The organism is Fulvivirga sp. M361, from assembly GCF_007097395.1.
In the GTDB taxonomy this organism is placed as follows: Bacteria; Bacteroidota; Bacteroidia; order Cytophagales; family Cyclobacteriaceae; genus Fulvivirga.
Genome location: NZ_VKDC01000003.1, coordinates 95,940 through 118,560, shown reverse-complemented (window position 1 = coordinate 118,560; position 22,621 = coordinate 95,940). Strand labels below are relative to the sequence as shown.

15 protein-coding genes are annotated in these 22,621 nt (G+C 40.4%); 2 read left to right on the top strand and 13 right to left on the bottom strand.

The genetic code is table 11. From position 1 onward, the window contains the following. Position 1: 1 nt before the first annotated feature. The 8 genes from FNH22_RS02985 to FNH22_RS02950 form a co-directional block, all read right to left on the bottom strand. The gene (locus FNH22_RS02985; protein ID WP_143396837.1) at positions 2 to 862 is read right to left on the bottom strand and encodes a hypothetical protein; all 861 of its coding nucleotides are present in this window, start codon (positions 860 to 862) and stop codon (positions 2 to 4) included. 50 nt (positions 863 to 912) lie between these two features. Next, complete coding sequence (locus tag FNH22_RS02980; protein WP_143396836.1) at positions 913 to 1,443, bottom strand: hypothetical protein; 531 nt, start codon at positions 1,441 to 1,443, stop codon at positions 913 to 915. Beyond that, complete coding sequence (locus FNH22_RS02975) at positions 1,440 to 1,973, bottom strand: RNA polymerase sigma factor (RefSeq protein ID WP_185154057.1); 534 nt, start codon at positions 1,971 to 1,973, stop codon at positions 1,440 to 1,442. Before FNH22_RS02975 ends, FNH22_RS02980 begins: the two co-directional genes overlap by 4 nt. Before the next feature lie 321 nt (positions 1,974 to 2,294). After that, positions 2,295 to 3,602 (bottom strand): amidohydrolase family protein, encoded by a 1,308-nt coding sequence (locus FNH22_RS02970; protein WP_143396834.1) that lies wholly within the window; start codon positions 3,600 to 3,602, stop codon positions 2,295 to 2,297. Positions 3,603 to 3,613: 11 nt separating this feature from the next. Further along, on the bottom strand, positions 3,614 to 4,972 hold the full coding sequence (locus tag FNH22_RS02965; protein ID WP_143396833.1) for an amidohydrolase: 1,359 nt from the start codon (positions 4,970 to 4,972) through the stop codon (positions 3,614 to 3,616). 5 nt (positions 4,973 to 4,977) lie between these two features. Continuing rightward, positions 4,978 to 6,675, bottom strand: a complete 1,698-nt coding sequence (locus FNH22_RS02960) for an amidohydrolase family protein (RefSeq protein ID WP_143396832.1) — start codon at positions 6,673 to 6,675, stop codon at positions 4,978 to 4,980. A 354-nt stretch (positions 6,676 to 7,029) separates the two neighbouring features. Then, entirely contained in the window at positions 7,030 to 7,929 is a 900-nt protein-coding gene (locus FNH22_RS02955) for a hypothetical protein (protein WP_143396831.1), read from the bottom strand. Between the two features lie 598 nt (positions 7,930 to 8,527). After that, positions 8,528 to 9,019, bottom strand: a complete 492-nt coding sequence (locus FNH22_RS02950) for a hypothetical protein (protein WP_143396830.1) — start codon at positions 9,017 to 9,019, stop codon at positions 8,528 to 8,530. A 69-nt stretch (positions 9,020 to 9,088) separates the two neighbouring features. On the opposite strand from FNH22_RS02950, the gene smc reads away from it, so the two are divergent. Then, the gene (gene smc / locus FNH22_RS02945; RefSeq protein WP_143396829.1) at positions 9,089 to 12,631 is read left to right on the top strand and encodes a chromosome segregation protein SMC; all 3,543 of its coding nucleotides are present in this window, start codon (positions 9,089 to 9,091) and stop codon (positions 12,629 to 12,631) included. On the opposite strand, the gene FNH22_RS02940 is transcribed toward smc, so the two are convergent. Next, a complete protein-coding gene (locus FNH22_RS02940) occupies positions 12,628 to 13,401 on the bottom strand; it encodes a TrmH family RNA methyltransferase (protein WP_370513162.1) in 774 nt (257 codons plus the stop codon). The two genes, smc and FNH22_RS02940, sit on opposite strands and share 4 nt — an antisense overlap. Here FNH22_RS02940 and FNH22_RS02935 point away from each other — a divergent pair. Beyond that, entirely contained in the window at positions 13,380 to 15,806 is a 2,427-nt protein-coding gene (locus tag FNH22_RS02935; RefSeq protein ID WP_143396828.1) for a BamA/TamA family outer membrane protein, read from the top strand. The two genes, FNH22_RS02940 and FNH22_RS02935, sit on opposite strands and share 22 nt — an antisense overlap. A 251-nt stretch (positions 15,807 to 16,057) precedes the next feature. Here the strand turns inward: FNH22_RS02935 and FNH22_RS02930 are convergent, their stop codons facing one another. From FNH22_RS02930 to FNH22_RS02915, 4 genes are all read right to left on the bottom strand, one after another. Next, positions 16,058 to 17,593, bottom strand: a complete 1,536-nt coding sequence (locus FNH22_RS02930) for a DUF6770 family protein (protein ID WP_143396827.1) — start codon at positions 17,591 to 17,593, stop codon at positions 16,058 to 16,060. Between the two features lie 62 nt (positions 17,594 to 17,655). After that, positions 17,656 to 19,062, bottom strand: coding sequence for a M48 family metallopeptidase (locus FNH22_RS02925; RefSeq protein WP_143396826.1), 1,407 nt, complete (start codon positions 19,060 to 19,062; stop codon positions 17,656 to 17,658). Positions 19,063 to 19,410: 348 nt separating this feature from the next. Next, positions 19,411 to 21,603, bottom strand: a complete 2,193-nt coding sequence (locus tag FNH22_RS02920) for a T9SS type A sorting domain-containing protein (protein WP_143396825.1) — start codon at positions 21,601 to 21,603, stop codon at positions 19,411 to 19,413. Positions 21,604 to 21,802: 199 nt separating this feature from the next. After that, positions 21,803 to 22,507: an SDR family oxidoreductase gene (locus FNH22_RS02915; protein ID WP_143396824.1), complete on the bottom strand. Its 705-nt coding sequence runs from the start codon at positions 22,505 to 22,507 to the stop codon at positions 21,803 to 21,805. Positions 22,508 to 22,621: the final 114 nt, after the last annotated feature.

Below are 22,621 nucleotides of genomic sequence, written 5' to 3'. Positions count from 1 at the left end.
ATCAATTCGACGTTTCTCTGAGTACTATAGTACTGTAACTTGTTGAGATAAATATTGAGGTATTGGATTGATTAAATTCCCGGTCGTAATGTTCCATATTACCATCCGTGGAAATTTCGGAATTTCCCAGTGAGTTCGGGAGAATAATCTTCCCTTGCTTGTTTTGCAAACGATAGTTATAGGAAGTCAGGTTAGGGGCATTAAAACTGACCTTGGTTTTATTACTATTTATATTCAACGCATCACGGGTACCTCCTTCAATTTCTATTTCACCATAATTACTTTTTATATCTATTTGTCCCTTGAAAGCAGCCATCCTCAGTTTCGACTTTTCAAAGCTTCCCGTAAAATGACCTTTATAGTTTTCCACCGTCAAGTCACTAAAAAAGGATTCCAGCATGGTGCCACCATGATGATCTTTCAGCGTAAACTCAACAAATCTTACCCTGCTCTTGAGGTTTGACCTAATCCCTGAAACATATAGCGTACCGTACAAATTGGTTACATCCAACGCACATTCATAAGGCACCTTTATCGTATAGGAGAACAATAGATTACCCTTGATACGAGCATTACGCCCATTAGCATCAAAGTAGTTTTTTATGCTATGACCCTTAGCGGCTTTTTCCAATTTATAGCCTATATATGCCAGCTCCTTTTTAGCGATCTCTTCATTTGGGTGCTTAGAGATCAGCTTGAGCATGATATCAATATAATCACCGGACCAGGCTTCCACATTAATATTGGCTTTTTCAGCAGTAATCATTAATGATTCCCCTGCTTTGAACTCCAGCTGCTGCTCAATTTTCTTTGTGACTACATGTACCTTGTTCTGACTCAAAACTGAGTATGGTAGCGTCATCAAACCCATGTTGATCAACAAAAACATGACTATTTTTATTTGTACCTTCATCATGATGTTATAATCTGGATAAGCTGATACATTATTTCTGATTTAAAATTTTCGATCTCTGTTTTGGACCGGGCCAGCGCCGGATCTTCACCATACATGGCAATCATTTGATCCAAGCTCTCGATTTCTTCTGCTACCTCGTCCAGTTGATCTTTTAACTCAATGAATTCCGGGGTTTTACATATTTCCAGGTCACTCAGACACATAGACTCAATCAATTCCCTGGCACCTTCATCAGAGCCGGCCTCATTTTCATCCAACATGGCAGTTTCTGCATCCTCCACATAGTGAGTGTAGGTAATAGTAGCTCCAGGATCAGCAATGAAAACTTTGATAAATACAACAGTAACAATAGATACTGCTGCGGCTATAGATGACCATAACATCGTTCGCCCTCTACTTTTTTTTAGATTTTGGTACCCAAGTTCACTTTGCAATGTCTGCCACAAGTCGTCTTCATTCCACGACAATTCCGGCATAGAATCAAGTGATGTCACTTTTTCCCTTAGTATATCATCAAGTGTCTTCATCGGCATATTTCTTTGATCAGGATACTTTGTAATCTGCGCTTTGCCTGAACAAGCTGAGACCTTGAAGTGCTCTCTGCGATGCCCAATTTTTCAGCTATTTCCTTATGGCTAAAACCTTCAATTACGCTCAGGTTAAATACTGCGCGGTAACCTTCCGGTAAACTCAATATGGCTTGAAAGATGTATTCTGCTTCTAAATTTTCCAATGCTATGTAGTCCCAGGACAAGTCAGAGCTTTCATCAAGTGATGAGACATGAAGTGGCTTTCGCTTACGCAGATAACCTAGAGCTTCATTTAACATTACCTTTTTAACCCAGGCGGTCAATCCGCCTTCTCCCCGGTATTCAAACTGTGCTATGTTACGATATATTTTTAGAAAACCTTCATTAAGTACCAGCATCGTTTCTGATTCATCTTTGATATACCGATAACACATACGCGTCATAGCACTACAGTATTTTTCGAACAAAAGCCTCTGCCCCTTCCGGTCTCCTTTTTTACAAAGTTGAATGAGTTCGAGGTCTGTCAATATGCTGCGAATTCTGCCATCGTTTATCTAATAATGCGCCCCGCGGAACAAACGCTGTATCACGTAGAAAAATTTATTTTGGAATGCTTTATCATCAGGTAGTCTTAATAAAGACCCTGCTTTGACTCGTAACGCTTGAAGACACACCGAAAACAAGATAAATAGGCCAAATTAAAGGAAATAGAGGGCTTACCAGCATTCATTTTTAATAAAGTACAACTTCAGAAAGTGAAAGAAATCATAAATACTGAACTTGCCTTATAGCTACTAAATAAAAAAGGTCAGTAAAAACCGACCTTCATAATTTCCATCCAATTATACTTATTTCTTCAGCCCCGGGCTACGTTCAAGAAATTCATCGTAGAGCTTTGTATGGCGACTTTCCATAGGTATTTGCCAACCGTTAATAAAAACGTGCTTCACCTGGGTCTTTGTTTCGAAAATGTCTCCATCCGTCACTACTATGTTGGCTATTTTTCCTGTCTCGAGAGAACCTATTTCATTCTGCAACCCAAATATTTCCGCAGGTACGATAGTAATGGCTTTTAATGCTTCTTCTTTACCCATACCATAGGTTGCTGCAAACCCAGCATTATAAGGAAGGTTTCTTACATTTTCAGCTCCTGAAGTACGAATAGCCACTTTTACCCCTGCTTCATGCATAATTCCCGCGTTAGCATACGGACGATCATACCGATCATAATCGCGTGTAGGCCGACTTAATACAGGGCCGGTGATTACAGGTACCTTAGCTTCAGCAAGCTCTTTGGCCATTCGCCACCCTTCTGAGACACCGGTAAAAACAACCCTAAGATTTTTATTCTCTACCCAATCCAGGGCGGCCTGTATGTCTTTGGCAGTATTTACCTCCAGTAGCAAAGGGGTTTCACCTCGTAATACCGGTAATAATACCTCCATCTCAGGGTAGTAATCCAGCTGTTCTTTACTCGCAGCTGCTTTGATCGCTGAATCGATTTTATGATATTCTACTACCTTGGCCCAGGTATCTTTCAGGTTTTTCAGAGATTTATCAGATGCCTTTTTTATCTCCTCATCGGTTCTGCGATCGAAACGCCCTCTCCTGCCTGTGGAAGGAAAGTTAAGTACCACACCTTTAAAACCTGCATACATTTGGTTTGGGGTATAACCATGTAAATGAACAAGTGCCGCTGTTCCGGAAAACAATCCTCCCGAAGGAACCGACAGAGATGTAGTGACCCCACTTACCCGGGTTACAGGTATCAGCACAGAATTTGGATTGATGGCAGTAAGCGCCTGAACCTGAGGTATAACATCACCAATTTCACTGAAGTCACGTGTCCGGGCATCTGAGCCTACTTCGGTAAGACCAAGACGGGTGCCGCCATCGATCATACCAGGATAGATAGTCAAACCGGAGCAGTCAATGATCTCTGCACCATCAGGAACGGAAACTGACGTGCCAATAGCTTTAATTTTGCCCTCACTTATCAACAAACTACCCTTACTGACCGTGCCATTAGTAATAGTTTCAAGCGTCGCATTGGTCAATGCGAACGTACCTTTTTTACCTTTTGCATTCTGAGCATTCACAGAACCAATGGAACAGGTGAAAAGTATGACTACAGCTATTTTTGCGATGTGATTCATAGTCCCTCTTCCTATTGTTTGAATAAAAAATCAGTATCCTGCATGCATCGGTCTGTTTCGTGATCAGAAACCGCCAATGTTACCTCTATCTTTTCTTCCGGATCTACATAAATGCGCATGTCATCGGCATCGTTTTCCAGATCAAATTCGATAATACCATCTACCAACGTGATCATAGGAATCGCATAAATAGATAATGGGTGATTCTTAAAAATGGCAATATCAGCCTCTTTACCCACTTCCAAAGATCCTACCCGATCGTCTATTCCGAGCTGTTTTGCCGGATTCAGCGTGATCATAGAAAGAGCTTCAACATCTGATAATCCACCATATTTTTGCGTTTTAGCAGCTTCATGATAAAGGTGCCGGATTAATTCACCGGAATCGGAATTGATAGAAGTTACCACCCCATTCCTAGCCAAAATAGTTGCGTTATAGGCTGTAGAATAATACACTTCAAATTTATACGCCCACCAATCTGAAAAAACGGAGGCCATTGCACCAAATTCGGCTAGCTCAGGCGCTACTTTAAAGCCTTCGTTCACATGTTGGAACACCAGCCGTTTAATGCCAAAATCCCGGCTAACGTTCATTAACATATAGATCTCGTCTGCCCGGTAGGAATGGCAGTGGATGATAATTTCTCCTTTCAGTATGTCTGCTAATGTTTCCAGCCTGAGATCATATCTGGGAGACATCCCCTTAAAACCCTTTTGTTTCTTTTCCGCATTATATTTATCCCACTTTTTCATGTATTGACGAGCTTGTGAAAAAGAGCTCCTGAAGACCTCTTCAACTCCCATCCGTGTGCGAGGTAATATTCCATTACCTGAACCATGCACACGCGTCGGGTTCTCTCCCAAGGCAAATTTTATCGTGCGTGGTGCATTCGACATTTTCATCTCATCAGGGTCAATCGTGCCATAACGATGTTTGATCGTTTCGCTTTGCCCCCCAATGGCGTTGGCCGACCCATGCATGGCATGTGAGATAGTAACACCTCCTGCCAACGCTCTGTAAATAGATACATCCAGTGGATTAACAGCATCGCCGGTAAATACCTCCGCCGTTACCGGGCTTGTAGCTTCGTTAATAGCATCTAACCCGATATGTGAATGAGCATCAATAATACCGGGCATAACATGCATGTCTGTCGCATCGATCACTTTGATACCGGAGGGTACTTTAAGGTCAACACCGATTTTGGAGATCTTACCTTCTTTCACCAGAATATCTGTCTTTTCCTTAACCCCATCGGTTATGGTAAGTAGCGTACCGTTTTTAATCAATACACTTCCTTTTTGCTGACCATATACCTGTATTGTCAGCAGTAAAAGAAAAGTAGTTACTATATTTTTAGTCATTTTCATTACTTTTATTTGTCTTCAGGATCCTTTTGCCCCTCCACTTCAAAGCTTCCAAACTCACCTGCTGACATGGTTCCTTCGAACATATCTTCTTCAATAGCCACATTAAACTCTATCGTCACTTCATTGCCTTCAATATTGAGCTTAAAAGAAAACATCCATTGGTTACCTTCTACCGATATGTCAGATAAGTCTTTTGTTTGACCGCTGAAACTATTACTTATAGTTCCTTCATAACCACCTTCACTCTCTTTCACCTTGATTTTCCCCGTAACAGTACCATCCGGTGTTTCTGAAGAATAACTCCAGTTACCTCCCACTTTTACCTTCTCCTCCGTTTCTGTTTTTTTCTCCTTCTTTTGATCATAGCTGTAAAGCGTACCGTCTACAAATACATATTTCACATGAGCCCCTTCCTGGAAATAAGACCTATCAGAAATGAACAGGTTGGCTATTTTGCCAGGATCAATTGTACCCATTACATTAGAAACTCCCAGTAACCTGGCAGGGTGTGTGGTAAGTGCGGCCAGCAAATCATCTTCTGTCATACCATAATCCAAAAATTTCCTCAACGTGCTTTGAATAGCTGAGGTTTTAGCTTCCATTGTGGAAAAACCAAAGCTGATACTATTGTTTTTGAAAATGGCCGGCTGACCATAACTTTGTTGAATAGCTTCTTTCTTTCGCTTTTCTAATGCCTCTTTTTCTAAGTCTACAGCTGTTTTTTTCTTAGAAGTATTCAGTGCAGATGAGTCCTCTTTTTCCTCTTTAACTTCCGGAAGGTCAAGAGATAAAAATACCTTTGCATCCGCATTTTTTAACTTAGTCGTTAAATCCCATCCTTGTTTTATCTCTGCAAGCATAAGTGAAAAGCCCAATTCACTTTGAAGTGTGAGTACCCGCTGTATGTCAAGCACCTTTTCGGCTACAAATGTCACAGGTATTTTTTTATCAATAACAGAATAGAAGGCTTCTTCAACAGCCAGCTTTTCGGGGCGTATCATGCCTTGCGGATTGCTGTTATAACGGAGCTGATATCCCTTACTTTGTACTGCCTTACCATATAGGTCACGGTATTTAGCCATAACCCCTATTACAGTGCTGGGGTACATGCGCTGAGCGCCTTTTAATTGTGAAAAAAGTGAAAATTCATTTTTATAGATCATTTGGTCAGGGCTGTTGCCCGTCAGCAATATCAGCGCTCCCTGTCCCGGAAGCATACCTCCATGAGGTACCACATGAGCACTGGTGAACCCAATTTTTCGCAAATTGGAGATAGACTTATCCCGGGGATCCAGCATAGTGTTTACTTTACGTTGAGGTTGTATACCTGCTCTATCCGGAGGAGGATTACCCGGATCTTTTACTTTTTCTTTTTTGTCTTCTTTCGGTGTTGGAATTCCGGTATGTGAAAGTCCACTAATAAAACCGGCATACAGGTACATGGAATCTGCCTGTATTATGTGGGCGTCGGCAGGAATGATAATATTTTTTCCAACAGCGCTTATCACACCATCTTTTATCACAACGGTACCGGATTCAACTGTGACCCCCGGTGCTTTTTTAATGATCACATTGTGGATAGCATAGGTACCTGTTACAGGTGCCAGGTCAACATCCTGGGCCCATGATGAAAGGGGAAATAAGAACAATAAGAACAGAACGGTTCTAAATTTCCTGTAATGTATTGAAATGAGTTCTTCCATCGATTCGTGATTATCACATAATTAGTCTGACATTCTGCCACGAATATAAACAACCTTACGTGATGGTGGGATACGGAATATATGAGCGGTAAATATTATTCCTACTACGGGGACACACAACCGGATTATCAAGGTAAATAATTTCATTGTTATAAACCGGTTGGACAGATCCGTATTCACATTTTTCTAATCAAGGCTATAACTTTATGTAAATAAACAGGAAACACTTAAGGCCAGAGCAAAAGATCGCTGTTAATGGGGTATGAAAGTGTTATGATGAAAAAGCCAAGGAATTATCTCACCTCGGCTTTCTCCATCGTTATATTCCATATCAGGAAACCTGATTAATTAATGCTAGTTGCAGTTAATTGTAGCGATACCGGTATATGACGCATCAAATCCATCATCCGTTTCGTCATAGTCAATGCTTGTAGGTACATTAAACTCATTGTACTGGTAAGTAACGGTAGCATTATCTATATCCTGATCCAAAAAATCCTCAGATCTAATGGAAACAGGATTGTTTTCACTGAAAATATTCGCGAGTTGGAATGTTTCATCAAAGGCAATATTAGCAGCAAATAAGGCAATCTGATTAAAGAAAGGATTAGTTTTGTCATCATAAGAAGTGTTGATTTCAAAGGATATTTCACCTCCGACTTCCCGAGTAACCACTTTTGTGATATTGTTTCCTGTATAGGTAAACTCTTCTGAACCATCTGGCACAAGCGCCTCATCTGCTGAAAAAGCCTCCCAAAACTCTACTTTGACGACTTTATCATTTTCATAGATAAACCTGTATTCATCGATATCGACTACAACACCATCATTTAACTCTGTCACAGCGTACACGCTAATACGATCATTAGCATCATAAGTCAAAACCACTTCCGTATCATCCGAAGCCTGACCATCTTCAAACAAGCGTATGCCATTTATTAAATCGCCATCATAGATAACACGAACCTCTCCTCTAAACGGGTCATTGACACAATCATCAGGTGTCTGGCAAATTTCTTCATCATAGTCTTCCTTAATGGATGTAATATTACCCTCACTGTTATAAGTAAAGGTTACATCAGAGTTCACCGTTTCAGTACCTCCCCCTGCCAGGTCCTCCATTGAATCAAAAGATAGGGATAGTACAGAACATGCAGTAGCTTGTGTAGGGCTATCGTCATCATCGGAACAAGAGGTAATGAAAAGAATTGCTATCAAAAATAGACCCATGCTATTAAAAAAATTGTACTTCATAAGTTTTCGATTAAACATTCGTTGAGAATTTATGTGAAAAATAAGGTCTTAAGATCTTCCAAATATTCCGGCTTCTATGGTTTAAATACCCAGATTAGATTCACTTAGGGGAAATATTTTTTGTGTAATTATTGTACACTTATATGAAGCCTAAACTTAAAAAAATCCATCATTTAAAGTAAATGAAAAACAAACCATTAAAAAATACAACCGGATATCAAATTTGAATTTTGATTGTAAAAAAAAGAAATTCCAATTGTTTATTTAAAACCAAAAAATAAGGATAGCCAACGGGGCAACCTCCGTATAGCAGCTTTTGAATGGTAAGTACATCATACAAATCACTTATATAGTCTAAGAGCTATGTGTGAGCTTTTACCTTATCGGCTCAATCCAATTTAGGTTAATGCATGAATATACGGCTTGTGTATTCTGTATCTGTTGACAGAAGAATTAATGAAGAAACCTTACCGTAAAAGTTGGTTTTAATGTTATTCTTTAACTTGAATATAAGATTAGAAATGGTTCTAGCTCTAGTTTTAGTAGACAATGACCATCAAAACATTCATCAACGGCTTTCATATTTATAGCAAAGGCTTTAGTACTTCCTATTCAAGATCTCATTTAAGATAATCGCCTTACGTGCGCCGCCAGGCTCTCTCAGGAATTTTATCAGCTCGTGCTCCGGCTCTTCCTGTTCGTGAGATGCATAACCTCTGAAATGTCGAAAATTACCGGTATGGCGTTCATCTTCCTCATTGGCGTAGTTATCACTCAATTCTAGCTCCTGCGCACTTTTTATGGATTGTTCGTAACGCTGACGTGCCTCATCTGTATCTACATAAGCAGGCTTCGGTTCAAACTGTTTCACAGGTTCAGGGCTATCGATGGTCTCTTCCGGTTGGACGTTCTTAGCAGCTTCTCCCGTAAATTCTTTTAAAAGCTCATCAAAAGACAGTGTTTTCTCCTTTTTCTCAGGGGTTTGAGAGGTTACAGATGGCTTCGGTTTTCCTTTTTTTGCTTTGAAGAAGCGGCTAAAAATACCAAAACCGACTAAAGCCAGGTAAATGAGTAATTGAATATCATCCATGCTTAACAAAAATAGAATTAAATATAATAAATTTGAGCCCTTTTCAATTTTTCACTTGACGTAAACCAAATGCAGCTCTCTAAGCTTGAGATCAAGGGGTTCAAAAGTTTCGGCGATAAGGTCACTATCAATTTCGACGAGGGCATTACAGGTATTGTCGGCCCGAACGGTTGTGGCAAATCCAACATAGTTGATTCCATACGTTGGGTACTGGGTGAACAGAGCAGCAAAACGTTACGCTCAGAAAAGATGGAGAACGTTATCTTCAACGGCACTAAAAATCGTAAGCCCACTCAGCTGGCCGAAGTATCTCTCACTTTTAACAATACCAAAAACCTGCTGCCCACAGAATATTCTCAAGTCACCCTGACACGACGCTATTACCGATCGGGCGAAAGTGAATACCTGCTAAATGGGGTCACCTGCAGGCTCAAAGACATTACTAACTTATTCCTGGATACCGGAATTGCTTCGAACAGCTATGCCATAATAGAATTAAAAATGGTGGACGACCTGCTTAATGACAAGGACAATAGCAGGCGGGGGCTGTTTGAGGAGGCTGCGGGGATCTCTAAATTCAAAAAGCGAAAAAAGGAAACTCTCAAAAAACTTTCGGACACGGATGCTGACCTGGATCGTGTAGACGACCTGCTTTTCGAAATTGAAAAGAACATGAAATCACTCGAGCGCCAGGCCAAACAGACGGAGAAATACTATAAACTTAAAGAAGAATATAAAACGTTAAGCGTAGAGCTGGCTCGTGTTACGGTCAGTAAGTATACCGATACCTACCAGAATCTCACTCGTCAAATTGAAACGGAGAATGATAAGAAAATAAGTCTGAACAAACAGATACAGGAAAAAGAAGCTGAGCTTGAAAAAGCCAAAACAGATCAGATCTCCAAAGAAAAAACCCTGGCCAGTCGTCAAAAAACGTTAAACGAACATGTAGGTAATATCAGGCAATATGAAAGTGAGAAAAAAGTAAAGAATGAAAGACTCAGGTTCCTTAACGATAAATCAGAAAACCTGAAAGAGCAGATAGACCAGGACAAAAAAAGTAATGAACGTGCAGCTTTTAGCATAGAAAGTCTGACACAAGAGCAAGGGTCAGCTGAAAAGGTACTGGCCGAACTAGAAGCCAAACTGGTGACCCTGAAGGAAGACTATGAAAGTCAGAAGGTCAAAACTACTCAGCTAAAAGAAGAAACTGACACCTTAAGAAAAATCCAGAAAAACAAACAGGAAGAGGTCTACCAGCTTAAAAAATCTGTGGAATTAAAAGAATTACAACTTTCTTCATTGAAACAGGAACTGGAAAGAACAGCTTCTGATACCAGTGAGCGTAATGCCAGCCTGATCCAGTTTGAGAAAAAAGTCAGCGCTTTATCCGAGGAGCTTACAGTAAAAAACAAGCAACTGGATACGCTCAAAGCATCTGAAGATGCCTTGAATATGCGTATTGAATCAACGGAAAAAACCATAGAAGTGATCCGTGAAGAGCTGACACAGACCAATCGTAAGTTAGATGCACGTCAGAACGAGTTTAACCTTACAAAGTCACTGGTGGAGAGCCTTGAAGGCTTCCCTGAAGCTATCAAGTTCTTAAAAAAGAAAGCGGGTTGGAAGTCCAATGCTCCCCTCCTTTCCGACATACTTACATGTGATGATGAATATCGTGTTACCATCGAAAATTACCTTGAACCGTACCTCAACTATTACATCGTAGATAAAGAGGCGGAGGCTTACGAAGCAATTAACATACTAAGTGATGCTGCCAGGGGGAAAGCTAATTTCTTTATACTGGACACTTTTGAAAACTTCACTCCTTCCGGCACTACCATTTATGATAACGCTTTTCCCGCTACGGAGATTATGGAATATGATGCCAAATATCGTAAGCTCATGGGATATATCCTGGATAAGGTATACTTGTTCGAGGGAGACTACCATAACATCCCGGCAGATGACAACATCTTTATTACCAAAAACGGTAAGGTAACTAAACGGAGGTTCAGCATAACAGGAGGGTCTGTAGGACTGTTTGAAGGAAAGAAAATCGGCAGGGCCAAAAACCTGGAAAAACTTGATAAGGAAATCAAACAGCTTTCCGGAAAATTGGATGGGATCACTGAAAGTCTTGCAGAAAAACAAAAGGAGCTGGAAGGTTTAAAGACCAATAAACATAAAGCTGAAATAGAGGAGCTACAGGCAGAGATCAACCATATTAACGAAGAGTATATCTCTATCAAAACCAAACAGGAGCAATTCAGCCAGATGCTGTCTGACGCAGATATTCGCAAAGAAGATATCCTGGAAAAGATAGAGGAACTGACCGTTGATATCTCAGAAAGCAGACCTAAGGCCGAAGAGGGCGAGAAGGAGTTATTGACTTTTGAGGAAAAACTGGCCGGTCTGGAATCCGACCTTTCAGAGCAAAGCAGTATGCTTTCTGAGCGCTCTTCTGCTTTTAATGAACAGAATATCTTTTTCCATCAGCAGGAAAACAGGGTGAAAAGTGTCACCCAGGAAATAGAGTACAAGCAGGAAGCTTTTAATCACAGTAAAGATCGTATCGAAAAAAATCGGCAGGAGCTTCAATCCAATGAATCGGAAATCAAACAGCTACTGGAAAAAAATGAGATCAATGATGATGAGTTGATCGCGATGTACGAAGAAAAAGAAGCGATTGAAAAAGGAGTTAATGAAGCGGAAAAAGATTACTATTCTGCACGAGGACTAATTGATGAAATAGACAAATCAGAGCGCGAGGTTCAACGTTCACGTGAAGGTATTGACACGTTGATCATGGAGCTTCAAAACAAGCTAAACGACACTAAGCTAGAATTGAGCTCCATCAAAGAACGGCTTTCTGTAGAATTCAGCATTGAGCTGGATGATCTGATGGAAGAAGAAACTGGCACTTCTGACGAAAAGAAAGACGAAGAAACCCTCAGGCAAGAAGTTACTAAAATAAAAGAGCGATTGGAAAAAATGGGTCCTATTAACCCAATGGCCATGGAAGCTTACAATGAGATCAAAGAACGTAACGATTTCATCGCTACCCAGAAAGATGATCTCATTAAGGCAAAAGAGTCGCTATTATCAACCATAGATGAAATTGATGGTGTAGCCAAAGAAACTTTCCTGGAAGCGTATGAAAAGATAAAGACCAACTTTGTAGAGGTTTTCAGAAGCCTTTTTACTAAAGAAGATGACTGTGACCTACTCCTGAGTGACCCTGAAAACCCTTTAGAGTCCAGTATTGATATTATAGCCAAGCCTAAAGGGAAAAGGCCTCTTACCATCAACCAGCTTTCGGGAGGCGAGAAAACACTTACGGCCACTTCATTACTTTTTGCTATCTACCTGATCAAACCTGCTCCCTTCTGTATTTTTGATGAGGTAGATGCACCACTCGACGATGCTAATATTGACAAATTCAATAACATCATAAAGACATTCAGTAAAGACAGCCAGTTTATTATTGTAACTCACAACAAGCGTACAATGGCCAGTACAGATCTCATTTATGGCATTACTATGATAGAACAGGGTGTTTCACGGGTGATACCCGTAGACCTACGCGAGTTGACGGATACTACGGACTAAGAAGTACTTCGCCTTATATTATCGCAAATAATAGAAGTGGCCATCGCTACATTCAATGATTCAGCCCCACCGTACCTGGGTACGGTGATCTTGTGAGATATAGTAGCGGTTATAGCTTCAGAAATACCATTCGCCTCATTACCTACTACTACTATACCAGACGGCTTAAAAGGAACATTATGAACGTTTTCACCATGCATAAGGGCACCATATACCGGTAGCTTCGTTTTAGATAGTTGATCTGCCAGATCAGTATAATGGCATTGAATACGACAAAAAGACCCTTTGGACGCGGCAATTACTTTTGGATTATAAAGTTCTGCTGTATCCTTCGATGCCAGTATACCGGCTATACCGTACCAATCTGCCACACGTAGGATGGTGCCCAGATTACCAGGATCATTTACATTGTCTAAAGCCAGGAAGTAACCATGTTGGACCTCAAATGAGTGGTTTTCTTTCATCTCCACCACAGCAAGCGCACTGTTGTTGGTCTTAAATCCTCCAAGTGATGAAAGAAGACTCTCAGACACTTCATGAACATCAATAATATTGCAACTATCTGTGTATGAGGACAAAAAATCTCCTGTAGCTAATAAAGTTTTGATATTAAAATCGGATTTTAGCACTTCTAAAACACTTTTCTTCCCCTCTACAACAAAAAGGCGTTCTTGTTTTCGGTATTTTTTTAATTGCAGTGATTTAATGAACTTCGTAGTGGCTTTGGATATCATAACGGACCGTTGTAGTGAGGATAACTCGTAGCGCACCCCTCCTTTTTGTTTTACTATTTTCTCTTTCCGGATGCTTAGGCACCAAATATCTGAAAGAAGACCAGAAATTACTTGTTAAACAACGGATAAATGCCCCCAAGGAAGTAAAAAAGGACGAGCTGGCGGAGCTATATGTACAACAACCCAACCGTCAATTCCCATTGATCCCCTTCTCACCTTACGTTTGGTTTTATTATCACGGGCAAAAGCGTTACAACGAAATTGATTATGCTGCAAAAAAGGATGCCATCCGATCAAAATGGAATGAGCGTATTTCAAAAGTGTCCAACAACGAAAAAAAAGCGGTTCGTTATCAGCGAAAAATGAATAAACAGCTTTCAAAAATCGATAAAATCGTTGAAGAAGGGAATGTATGGATGCGCTGGGGAGAGCCTATTTCCACCTTTAGTGAAGATCACACCTCCAGAACGATCGAACGATTTGAGCTATACCTCTCGTCCAAAGGATATTTTCTGGCCAGCGCGGATAGTATTGTAAAAAAGACAAAAAAAACAGCATCTGTTACTTACGTAGTGAATATCGGAGAGCCCTATGTTATAGACACTTTAATGCTTCAGACGGCTGACTCGTCCATTTATGGATTATTAGAGCTCAATGAGGATAAAAGCTATTTAAAAAAAGGGGATAATTATAGCCAGGATAAACTGACAAAAGAACGCGAACGAATAGACCTGCTGCTAAAAGATAACGGATACTTTGAATTCAGCCGGCAGTATGTGGCTTTTGATGTGGACACTTCATATCTTAAGCCAAAAGGTATTGCCATTAGGACACGTATTACTCAACCTTCCAAAAGAGGTTACCACAAGGTGTTTCAGGTTGATTCGGTAAATTTCACCACCGATGCACACTTAAAAGCATTACCAGACTCACTACGTGAACATGAATTCCTAAATGGCGTAGATTATAAATACTTTAAAAAAGTCTACAACAAGAAGATCCTCAGCAGGCGGGTCTTTATAGAGCAGGACAGTATTTACAGCAAATCCAATACTTTCAGCACACAGCGTCAGCTGGCTAACCTGGACATGTTTCGATTTATTAATATCAACTATGACTCTACAGGAGGCCAATTAGTGGCCAATATCTTCACGAGTCCGTTAAACCGGTACCAGTGGTCTAACGAGGTGGGCATCAACGTCACTCAGGGCTTTCCGGGACCGTTTTACAATGTATCTTTTAAAAAAAGGAATGTATTTCAGGGTCTTGAGATCCTTGAGCTGAATGGCCGGGTGGGAATCGAAGGGGTGGCTCCCGCCACAGAGGTAGATGATATTTATGCCAGCATTGAAGCTGGTGCGAATGCCACGCTTACTTTCCCACAATTCTTGTTACCTATCAGTACAAAAGCCAAAGACAGGCTCGGTAAGATCAATCCTAAAACCCGTCTACTGGCCGGGTTCAACTATACGCAAAGACCGGAGTACACGCGTGAGAATTTTAATTTTTCCAGCACGTTCACCTGGCAAAATAAGAACAATACACAATATCGCTTTTCGGTGGCAGACGTGAGTGTAATTAATTCTTCTATTACCGATAGTCTGTTCCGGGCAAGATTGAACACTTTAGAGCGTAATGGCAACAGGCTTATTAACTCATTCCGCCCTTCATTTGTAAGTAGTATGATCTTCAGCGCCACCTGGAACTTCAACAGTTACGGACTTAATTTCAACAACTCTTCTTTTTTCCGGCTATTCCTGGAAAGTGGTGGCACGAGTCTCAACTTCATCAACACCAGCTTTCTTGAACGCGAAGCCCTGGAATTTTACAAATACATCAAGATTAACGCAGATTACAGGAAAGTAAAGCCTATCAACCAAAACACTACACTGGCTTACAGGATCAATGCCGGTATAGTCAATCCATATAGCGATAATGGCGTGCTACCCTATGAAAAATACTTCTTTGCCGGCGGTAGTAACGGCATACGCGCCTGGCGACCCAGACGTTTAGGCCCCGGGTCTTATACCCCGCTGGATTCAACGGAAAATGGTGTTTTGGTGAGCTATGATTTTGAGCAACAGGGTGAAATATTATTGGAGGGAAGCGTTGAATTGAGAAAGAACCTGATCGGTTTTATTGATTACGCCATATTCTTTGATTTCGGCAATATCTGGACCATAAGGGAGGATAACACCCGACCAGGGTCACAGTTCAAATTTGATCGCTTCTTTAAGGAAATTGCTGTAGGTGGTGGATTAGGATTACGCTTCGATTTTTCTTTTCTGGTACTACGACTGGACGCAGGAATAAAACTCTACGACCCGGCACGGCCTGAATCCAGAAGGTTCATCCTGGCTAAAGGGTTTTACGATGCACCATTCACTTCCTCTGCATCAGAAGCAGTCGTATTTAATATAGGGATTGGTTATCCGTTTTAAACTGGTTTAAGCATGGACATCAACCACGCGGGTTCCAAATTTACTTTCAGCCTGGACCAGTGGCATGAGCTCACGGATTTTCAGAAAGCCTTTTCCAAATGCCCCGATCACGGGATAGGCAGGAAGGTTTAGAAAGGAAATATAAATGTGAGCATATCCGCGGCTGGTTTCGAACGGTATGTCAAACAGGTGTAAAGGAGCAATAAAACATGGAGGCTGACCTTTCAGACAGCCTCACATTTAAACTGATGCTAAAAATTAATCCTTTCCAATCTTGTCTCCAGCTTCTTTTCTTTTTTACTGTATTCCAATAACATAACATAGCCCGGTTTCCCCGGTAAAACGCGGATCCAGTCTTTGCCGGTCGGCCTGCCTAAAGGAATTTTATCTTTATTGAATTCCCCGTCGTAATAGGTTATAGCCCCAAAAGTAAACTCATTCTTAGCTCCTTTTTTCCTCTCATAATCCACATAACCAATGGATGTAGATTCGTCCTGGTCATTTTTACTGGTGAAAGAATAATCAAAGCCTCCATTCGCTTTTACTATGGTACTCAACATATGTATATTCATGAAATCGTATCCCTGTGGGAGTGAAAAATTGGACTTGGATTTTTCAACTATTTCTACCCCTGAAATGTCAAACTCTTTGGTAAAATGAAAGACGATCATGTCTTGAATAACAACCTTTGTAGTACTGGTTGTACCGCCCAGGGCTGCTACAGCAATTCCTCCTGCATCAGCTGCCTTTTTATACTGCTCTCCCACGGCAATGATAGTACCGTCCGTATTTTGAATAATATTGTGAAAGAATATAAAACCGTTACGCTTTTCGTTAACGATCCTCCCCTTGTTATCCACTTTCACGTACTTTCTAAAATGTTGGGCCCAGCTAAGGTATTTTTTATTAACAATCTCACCCTTTATATTGATTTGGTAGTTAAACAAGCCTAACCCATTATCCTTAACCTGCTTTGTATTAGGCTCGTAATATATCCCAATGACATTCAGAAGCTGCGTTTTGTTATCAAAAAAACCACTCATAGGCTGCGTGCTGTACTTTTCAGAATTCAGATTAGTTTCAAACGCCTTAAAGCCTATTTCCACGTCATAGGCGTTAACAGCAAACTCGATCTTGGTACTTCTCAAGCTTTGTCTTCTAGCGACCAGGCTGTAAACATGGTTTTCGGAAGTACAGAGAAAGCCTGCATTCTCTATTCCTTTTGGATTAGCTGATTGCTTCTTCCATCCTTTTTCCTTAGGATTAGAAGGCATGTAGGAAATGGTATATTTTTTACCGTTATCAGCCATTCCATAATCTACGAAGCCTCGTTCAGGTATGATATTCAGCGCACTGCCCTCGGTATCGGCGCTCAACATCATTCTATATAGAAGTACTTCCCTTTTTGTAAGTTCCTTTTCCGTTTTCATTAGCAGATCAGCATTTTTGTCATAAGACATAAAGATCATTCGCTTCTTTTGTATATCGACAAATTTCAACATGATCGCCTCGCCATTGAAAACACTTTCTGTCAGTGCAACATATTTACCCTCCTCTAAAGTGGTAGTTTTGAAATCATCCAGGTTTTCATCCAGGATCTTCAGCAAGTAAGTTCTTTTACCGTTTTTCGCTTTGTCAACATCGTAAAGTACGTAGTAACCACTGACCTGATTGTTTTCTTCAATAGTTCCGGCACTTCTTATGCTCATTTTTTTGATATTATCAAAAGTTCTTTTTTGCGCACGGGCGTCAGGGTGGAGCATCATACATGATACAAGCAGTACCATGAAAAAAAAATTTAGTTTGTACATCATTATTATGCGTTAAATTGAGAGTTTAATGGGTTGATTTAATACTTCATTGCCTTTAAATATTTTCCATCAGGGAACACGGTCTCATAAGCCTCCAGTACCTTTTCACTCACTTCCAGGTTTTCCAATGCAGTACTTACCGTAAAAAGAAGGTAATAATGCTCTTCGTTAGCTTTGTCGAAAACGGAGTCTCTGTTGATATAATTGTAAGCAAGTTTTCCTATTTCTGACATTCTTAGATTGTTGAGAAATATAAATACCTCCTCCATCATTTTAGGGTAGTAATTCGATACACCTACATACCTGCTGTACGTATGATTTTTCCGGGACAAATGTAATTGGACCAACAGCCTGGCTAAATGCGTTTTCAGAAACCTGTTTTGAGGATAGTGGTCCAACATCTGTAGTGTATAAAACATCGACTTAGCGTAATCCTTAAGAATATAGGAGCTTGAAACAAGCTCCAAATCAATTCGGCGTTGCAAAGAAGTGGATATAGTTTTTTTGGTTTCCTGCACCTGATTTTGCTTATTAAACATTGAATCCAGGTAGGCTATCCTTTTGGAAATGTTCGGATGTGATTTGACAGAATCGGTAGAAAAAAGTCCGGTGTTAGCAGATTTGCCAAGTCCGCTATCAGGTGGTCTCAGCCATTTATCTTTAAAAGTATACTGTTTAAAATTGAACCTGGATCTTAAGTCAGGGGTTTTAACAATCTCCGGGTAGTCAGCTGAATCCAGTATGTTCAAAACGTCTTCGTAGACCAGCCATTGATAGTTAGTATTGCGCAGTAGTACTACTGCCATTGAATCCGCTTCGTGCTCTTTTTTTCTGGAATATTTAGCGTCATCATACATAATATCTTTCAGCACTTCCAGTTTGCCAAACGCTTCTGCACGTTTTTTAATGCTTTTGTCATTACGCCTTTTTAAAGCATCCACAGAGGCCTGGTTCACATGGTCCAGTAACTGATGTGCCATTTCATGGGCCATGATAAAAGCAAGTTCACTCTCTGTACGTAGCCTGCTCAGCAACCCAAGGTTGATGATCATGGTGCCTTCCCCCCAACAAGATGCGTTAGGAATGGCACTCCTTGAGATCATAATTCTTGTTGGATATCCTTTTCGCGGATTCTTTGAAACTATTTCCGCATATACTTTATTCACAAGCATTTCCACTTCTGTGTCATTTACAAAGTGGTTGGATTTCAAACGTTTTTCAAGCAGGTCCGCTTTCCTTTCGAAAATTTCCTTTAGTTCACTCCTCGAAGATTTGGGTAGTGCAGCTTTAACACCTGCTATATCATTATGAATGTCATCGATTAACCTTTCCGTTCGGAGGCCCAAAGAGTCCATAGGCACGTAATCGTTATCATATTGACTATAAGCCAGGCCGTGTAATAGCCATAGGGAAGTCCAAAGGCAGAAAAAATGGTAAGACTTCATGACAACGGGAGTAGTTAGAAATCGCCCAAATGTATAAAAGAATTGATTGAAAATAAAAAACTGAATAACCGTTTTAAAGGGTTAATAACTCACAAAAGGCTATAAAGAGATCAAAAGTTGACGCACTTGTTTTTAGCACATGTCATATAATGCCATCTCGAATTATCATATCTTGCTATAAATCAAATAGATATAAAAGGGAAGAACATTACAATCTATAAGAATTACTATCCCCTGAAAGATTTTGACTGTATCAGCGATCAACTCAGAGATTTTTAACCTACCCGGCCAAAAACATGATATTATATTTTCTTTTAGCCCGTGGTATAACCATTTCAAACGCACCTATTATTCAATAATAAAACGGGATTGAAGCACATATTTATCTGATTTGAGGCTCACAAAATAAATGCCGCTGTCATAATCACCAATGGCTATTTTACTCACTTGCTTTGTCGGATATTCAGCAATTTTTCGACCTGAATAATCGTGCACTTCTAAAATTCCTTCACCTAAATCAGCCGGCAGAGCTATGTTTAGAATACTTTTTGAAGGATTGGGATATACTTTCAATACTGAATTTATGAGCGGATCATCGGTATTTAATACAACGCCTGGCCTGCTGACGTCAGTGCTTTGATTGAATACCTGCATACTTATACTTGAGACATGTCCTCCGTTATCCGGAAAACGGATTGAAATAGTATTATTTTCTTCCAGCAATTCAAAAGGCACGGGTATTTCCATCACTCCAAAGAACTTATCTCTATTGCTTTGATCATCGCCCTTCCAATTTGACGGAACGATAACAGATTGGGCATTGACTTTTACTTGCGGCCTAACGGTCAACCCTTTATTCCTTCCTATGCCTAACCTTAATATAGCTTCTCCAAAGTTGTCCTTGAACACTCCGTTTATGGTTACTTCAATGGCTTGATTTGCGTTGATCGGCTGTAGGTATTTATCCGCAAAGTATTTTTTCTCTTCAGAAGTTTCTGTTAATGCTATGGGAGCATCTAATGTATAGGTCAGGATCATGGTTGCCTCAGCTCCAAGTTCCACGCTGGTTTCTCCTGTTAAATCCAGCTCATCCAGGACAGGTTCTATTGCCTCATTCGCATGTAAATGTTTAGCCGTGATTTTTGTGATTTTTGAAGAGTTACCTGTCAAAATGTTTAGGTCCACCGTTACCACCTCATTAACAAGGTTACTGAGAATCACTCTGGCCGTGCTCCCCTCTACATAGGCATCAACAAGGACATCTGCATTAGTAGCGTAAGAATCCACTCTGGTTCCTTTTAAGTCCTTCCATAACTGGAAAAAGGTAAGTAATTCGGTAAAAACCCAATCCTCTCCATTTCCTTCGAATCCTGCTACCTCTTTCTTTTGTCTCAACAGTCTTGGGCCATATAGGATCCCCTCACTATTAGTACCCCAAAGTGCCTTCAAAATCATAAATGGTATTGTTCCCACAATCTGATCCTGCCTTTCCATTAGCTGCATCATCATAGTACTGTATGACCTTACCTGGTACCAGTCGCTTTGTTTATTGTATAAAACGGCTTCATTTAACAGATATCCGTATTCTGTGATATACCAAGGTTTTCGTTCTCCAAGTTTCAAAACGCTATAATGATCTATCATATCCATGATAGCTTCAATATTGCTACCTTTTCTTTGTGACTCTGCACCGGTTTTAGTCCTTCTGAAATCATATAGATGAAAAGAGAAAAAATCCATATTAGCTCCTGCGACATCAATGAATAATTTCCAGGTACCATTCCAGTGGTTGAAATTATTACTCTCAAATGCGGGATGTGCTGCTGTGTAACCACCAACCTTTACATTAGGATTCAATTCTCTGACCCTTTTAGCCACCACATTATGCATTTCCGAAATTTGGGTGTTAGTTGTTTTGAGCTCACCTGCGTGAACAAAAGGCTCATTTAACACTTCCAGGTAAGTAGGTCTGACCATACCCGTATTGCCTCCGTCACCAAAATACTCTTTGAGGTAATTGGCATAATACTCTGCTACAGCATCAAAATTTTCATAAGCCCACGGTGTGGCACCGTCACTACAGCATGGGTTTGGCCTTGTTTTTTGACCATTGGGAAACATAGGAGTAGGTTGTCCTCCAATGACCATTCTATTTACTCTATTTTCAAACTGATGGGAACTGGTCTTTGATGAATAGTTATTTTTTGAACTCGTCCCTTTCTGTTTCATGTGTGCCAGATCAGGCCACCCGAACTTATCAGGGTCTTCTTTCAATTGGTTGAATTCCCAAACAATACTCCCGTTGTTGCGACCAAGATAGACGTTATAATCCTCCAACAGCTCCCGTCTCTGTTCGTCGTTATCCCAATCGTTATCGTTAATACCTGCGTGAAGGATAAAGAACTTACTTCTATCAAATTCAGAAACTCCATTTACACTATGCTCCATGTTCAGGTTTACATGTACGCTAACCTGGGCCAACGTATTTATCGTAGCCAGCATCCCTACACACACCCCTATTATTTTTTTACTACTCTCCATTACTTTTGATTATTCAATGTCTATAAATATCGCAATCAACAAGCAACTAAACACGCATTCTATACTAGACAAAAACTAGACAAGTGGCTTGAATGAGAGATTTACGAGGGTCAACCTCTGTTAATACAAACAGCTAATAAGTATTGGACAATAATTAAGGAAATACTATTAAATCTCAGGCTAACCTTAGTACTGCATTCTAAATATCCCCAAGTTGAGGTCGCATCACAATTTCTTCAATTACCGTACGCTTTGACATTACATAGGCATTCCAAACTGTCTCAGCCACATCTTCAGCTTTCATAAAGCGTTCTTCCGGAAGTTCTACCCCTTCCCAGCTGGCAGTGAGCGTAGCACCAGGCATAATAGAGGTAACACGAACATTGTGTTCCTTCATCTCTTCACGAAGCACTTTAGACATCCCCAGCAAAGCAAATTTGGAAATACAATAAGAGCCTCCGTTTATATAAGGGGTAATGGAAGCTGTAGAGCAAATATTAAAAATATGGCCTGAGCGAGCGGCTTTCATAGCATGAATGAACCCCCGTGTAATATGATAGGCGCTGTACAAATTAGTATTGATCATAGCTTCAAGCGCCCCTTCTTCTTCTTCATGTACAGTACCGGGAATAAACGTCCCGGTATTATTCACCAACACATCTACCGGGGTGGCAAGAGCGTTTACTTTCTCAATGAATTGATTAACGTCCGCTCGTTGGGACAGGTCAGCAGGATGAGTAAGCACACTCACACCATATTCCACTTCGATATTTTTCCTGAGATCAGCAAGATCCTGCTCATTTCGTGCACAGGTGGCAATATCGAAGCCTTCCCTGGCAAAAGCTACTATAATAGCTTTACCAATACCCTTTGTTCCTCCTGTGACTACAGCTAATTTCTTCATAATGTCAGTTTGAATGTCATTTCATCGCCTGGGTTTTGAAATTATCATTAAATGATTACCCGGCCAAGATCATTTATCATATTATTGTAATATTTTCTAAAATACTGATCCACA

Excerpts from the sequence above, each read along its gene's own strand:
- FNH22_RS02985 (WP_143396837.1), bottom strand. The coding sequence starts at position 862 with ATGACGCTACCATACTCAGTTTTGAGTCAGAACAAGGTACATGTAGTC.
- FNH22_RS02980 (WP_143396836.1), bottom strand. The coding sequence starts at position 1,443 with ATGAAGACACTTGATGATATACTAAGGGAAAAAGTGACATCACTTGAT.
- FNH22_RS02970 (WP_143396834.1), bottom strand. The coding sequence starts at position 3,602 with ATGAATCACATCGCAAAAATAGCTGTAGTCATACTTTTCACCTGTTCC.
- FNH22_RS02965 (WP_143396833.1), bottom strand. The coding sequence starts at position 4,972 with ATGAAAATGACTAAAAATATAGTAACTACTTTTCTTTTACTGCTGACA.
- FNH22_RS02960 (WP_143396832.1), bottom strand. The coding sequence starts at position 6,675 with ATGGAAGAACTCATTTCAATACATTACAGGAAATTTAGAACCGTTCTG.
- FNH22_RS02955 (WP_143396831.1), bottom strand. The coding sequence starts at position 7,929 with ATGAAGTACAATTTTTTTAATAGCATGGGTCTATTTTTGATAGCAATT.
- FNH22_RS02950 (WP_143396830.1), bottom strand. The coding sequence starts at position 9,019 with ATGGATGATATTCAATTACTCATTTACCTGGCTTTAGTCGGTTTTGGT.
- smc (WP_143396829.1), top strand. The coding sequence starts at position 9,089 with ATGCAGCTCTCTAAGCTTGAGATCAAGGGGTTCAAAAGTTTCGGCGAT.
- FNH22_RS02930 (WP_143396827.1), bottom strand. The coding sequence starts at position 17,593 with ATGGTACTGCTTGTATCATGTATGATGCTCCACCCTGACGCCCGTGCG.
- FNH22_RS02925 (WP_143396826.1), bottom strand. The coding sequence starts at position 19,062 with ATGAAGTCTTACCATTTTTTCTGCCTTTGGACTTCCCTATGGCTATTA.
- FNH22_RS02920 (WP_143396825.1), bottom strand. The coding sequence starts at position 21,603 with ATGGAGAGTAGTAAAAAAATAATAGGGGTGTGTGTAGGGATGCTGGCT.
- FNH22_RS02915 (WP_143396824.1), bottom strand. The coding sequence starts at position 22,507 with ATGAAGAAATTAGCTGTAGTCACAGGAGGAACAAAGGGTATTGGTAAA.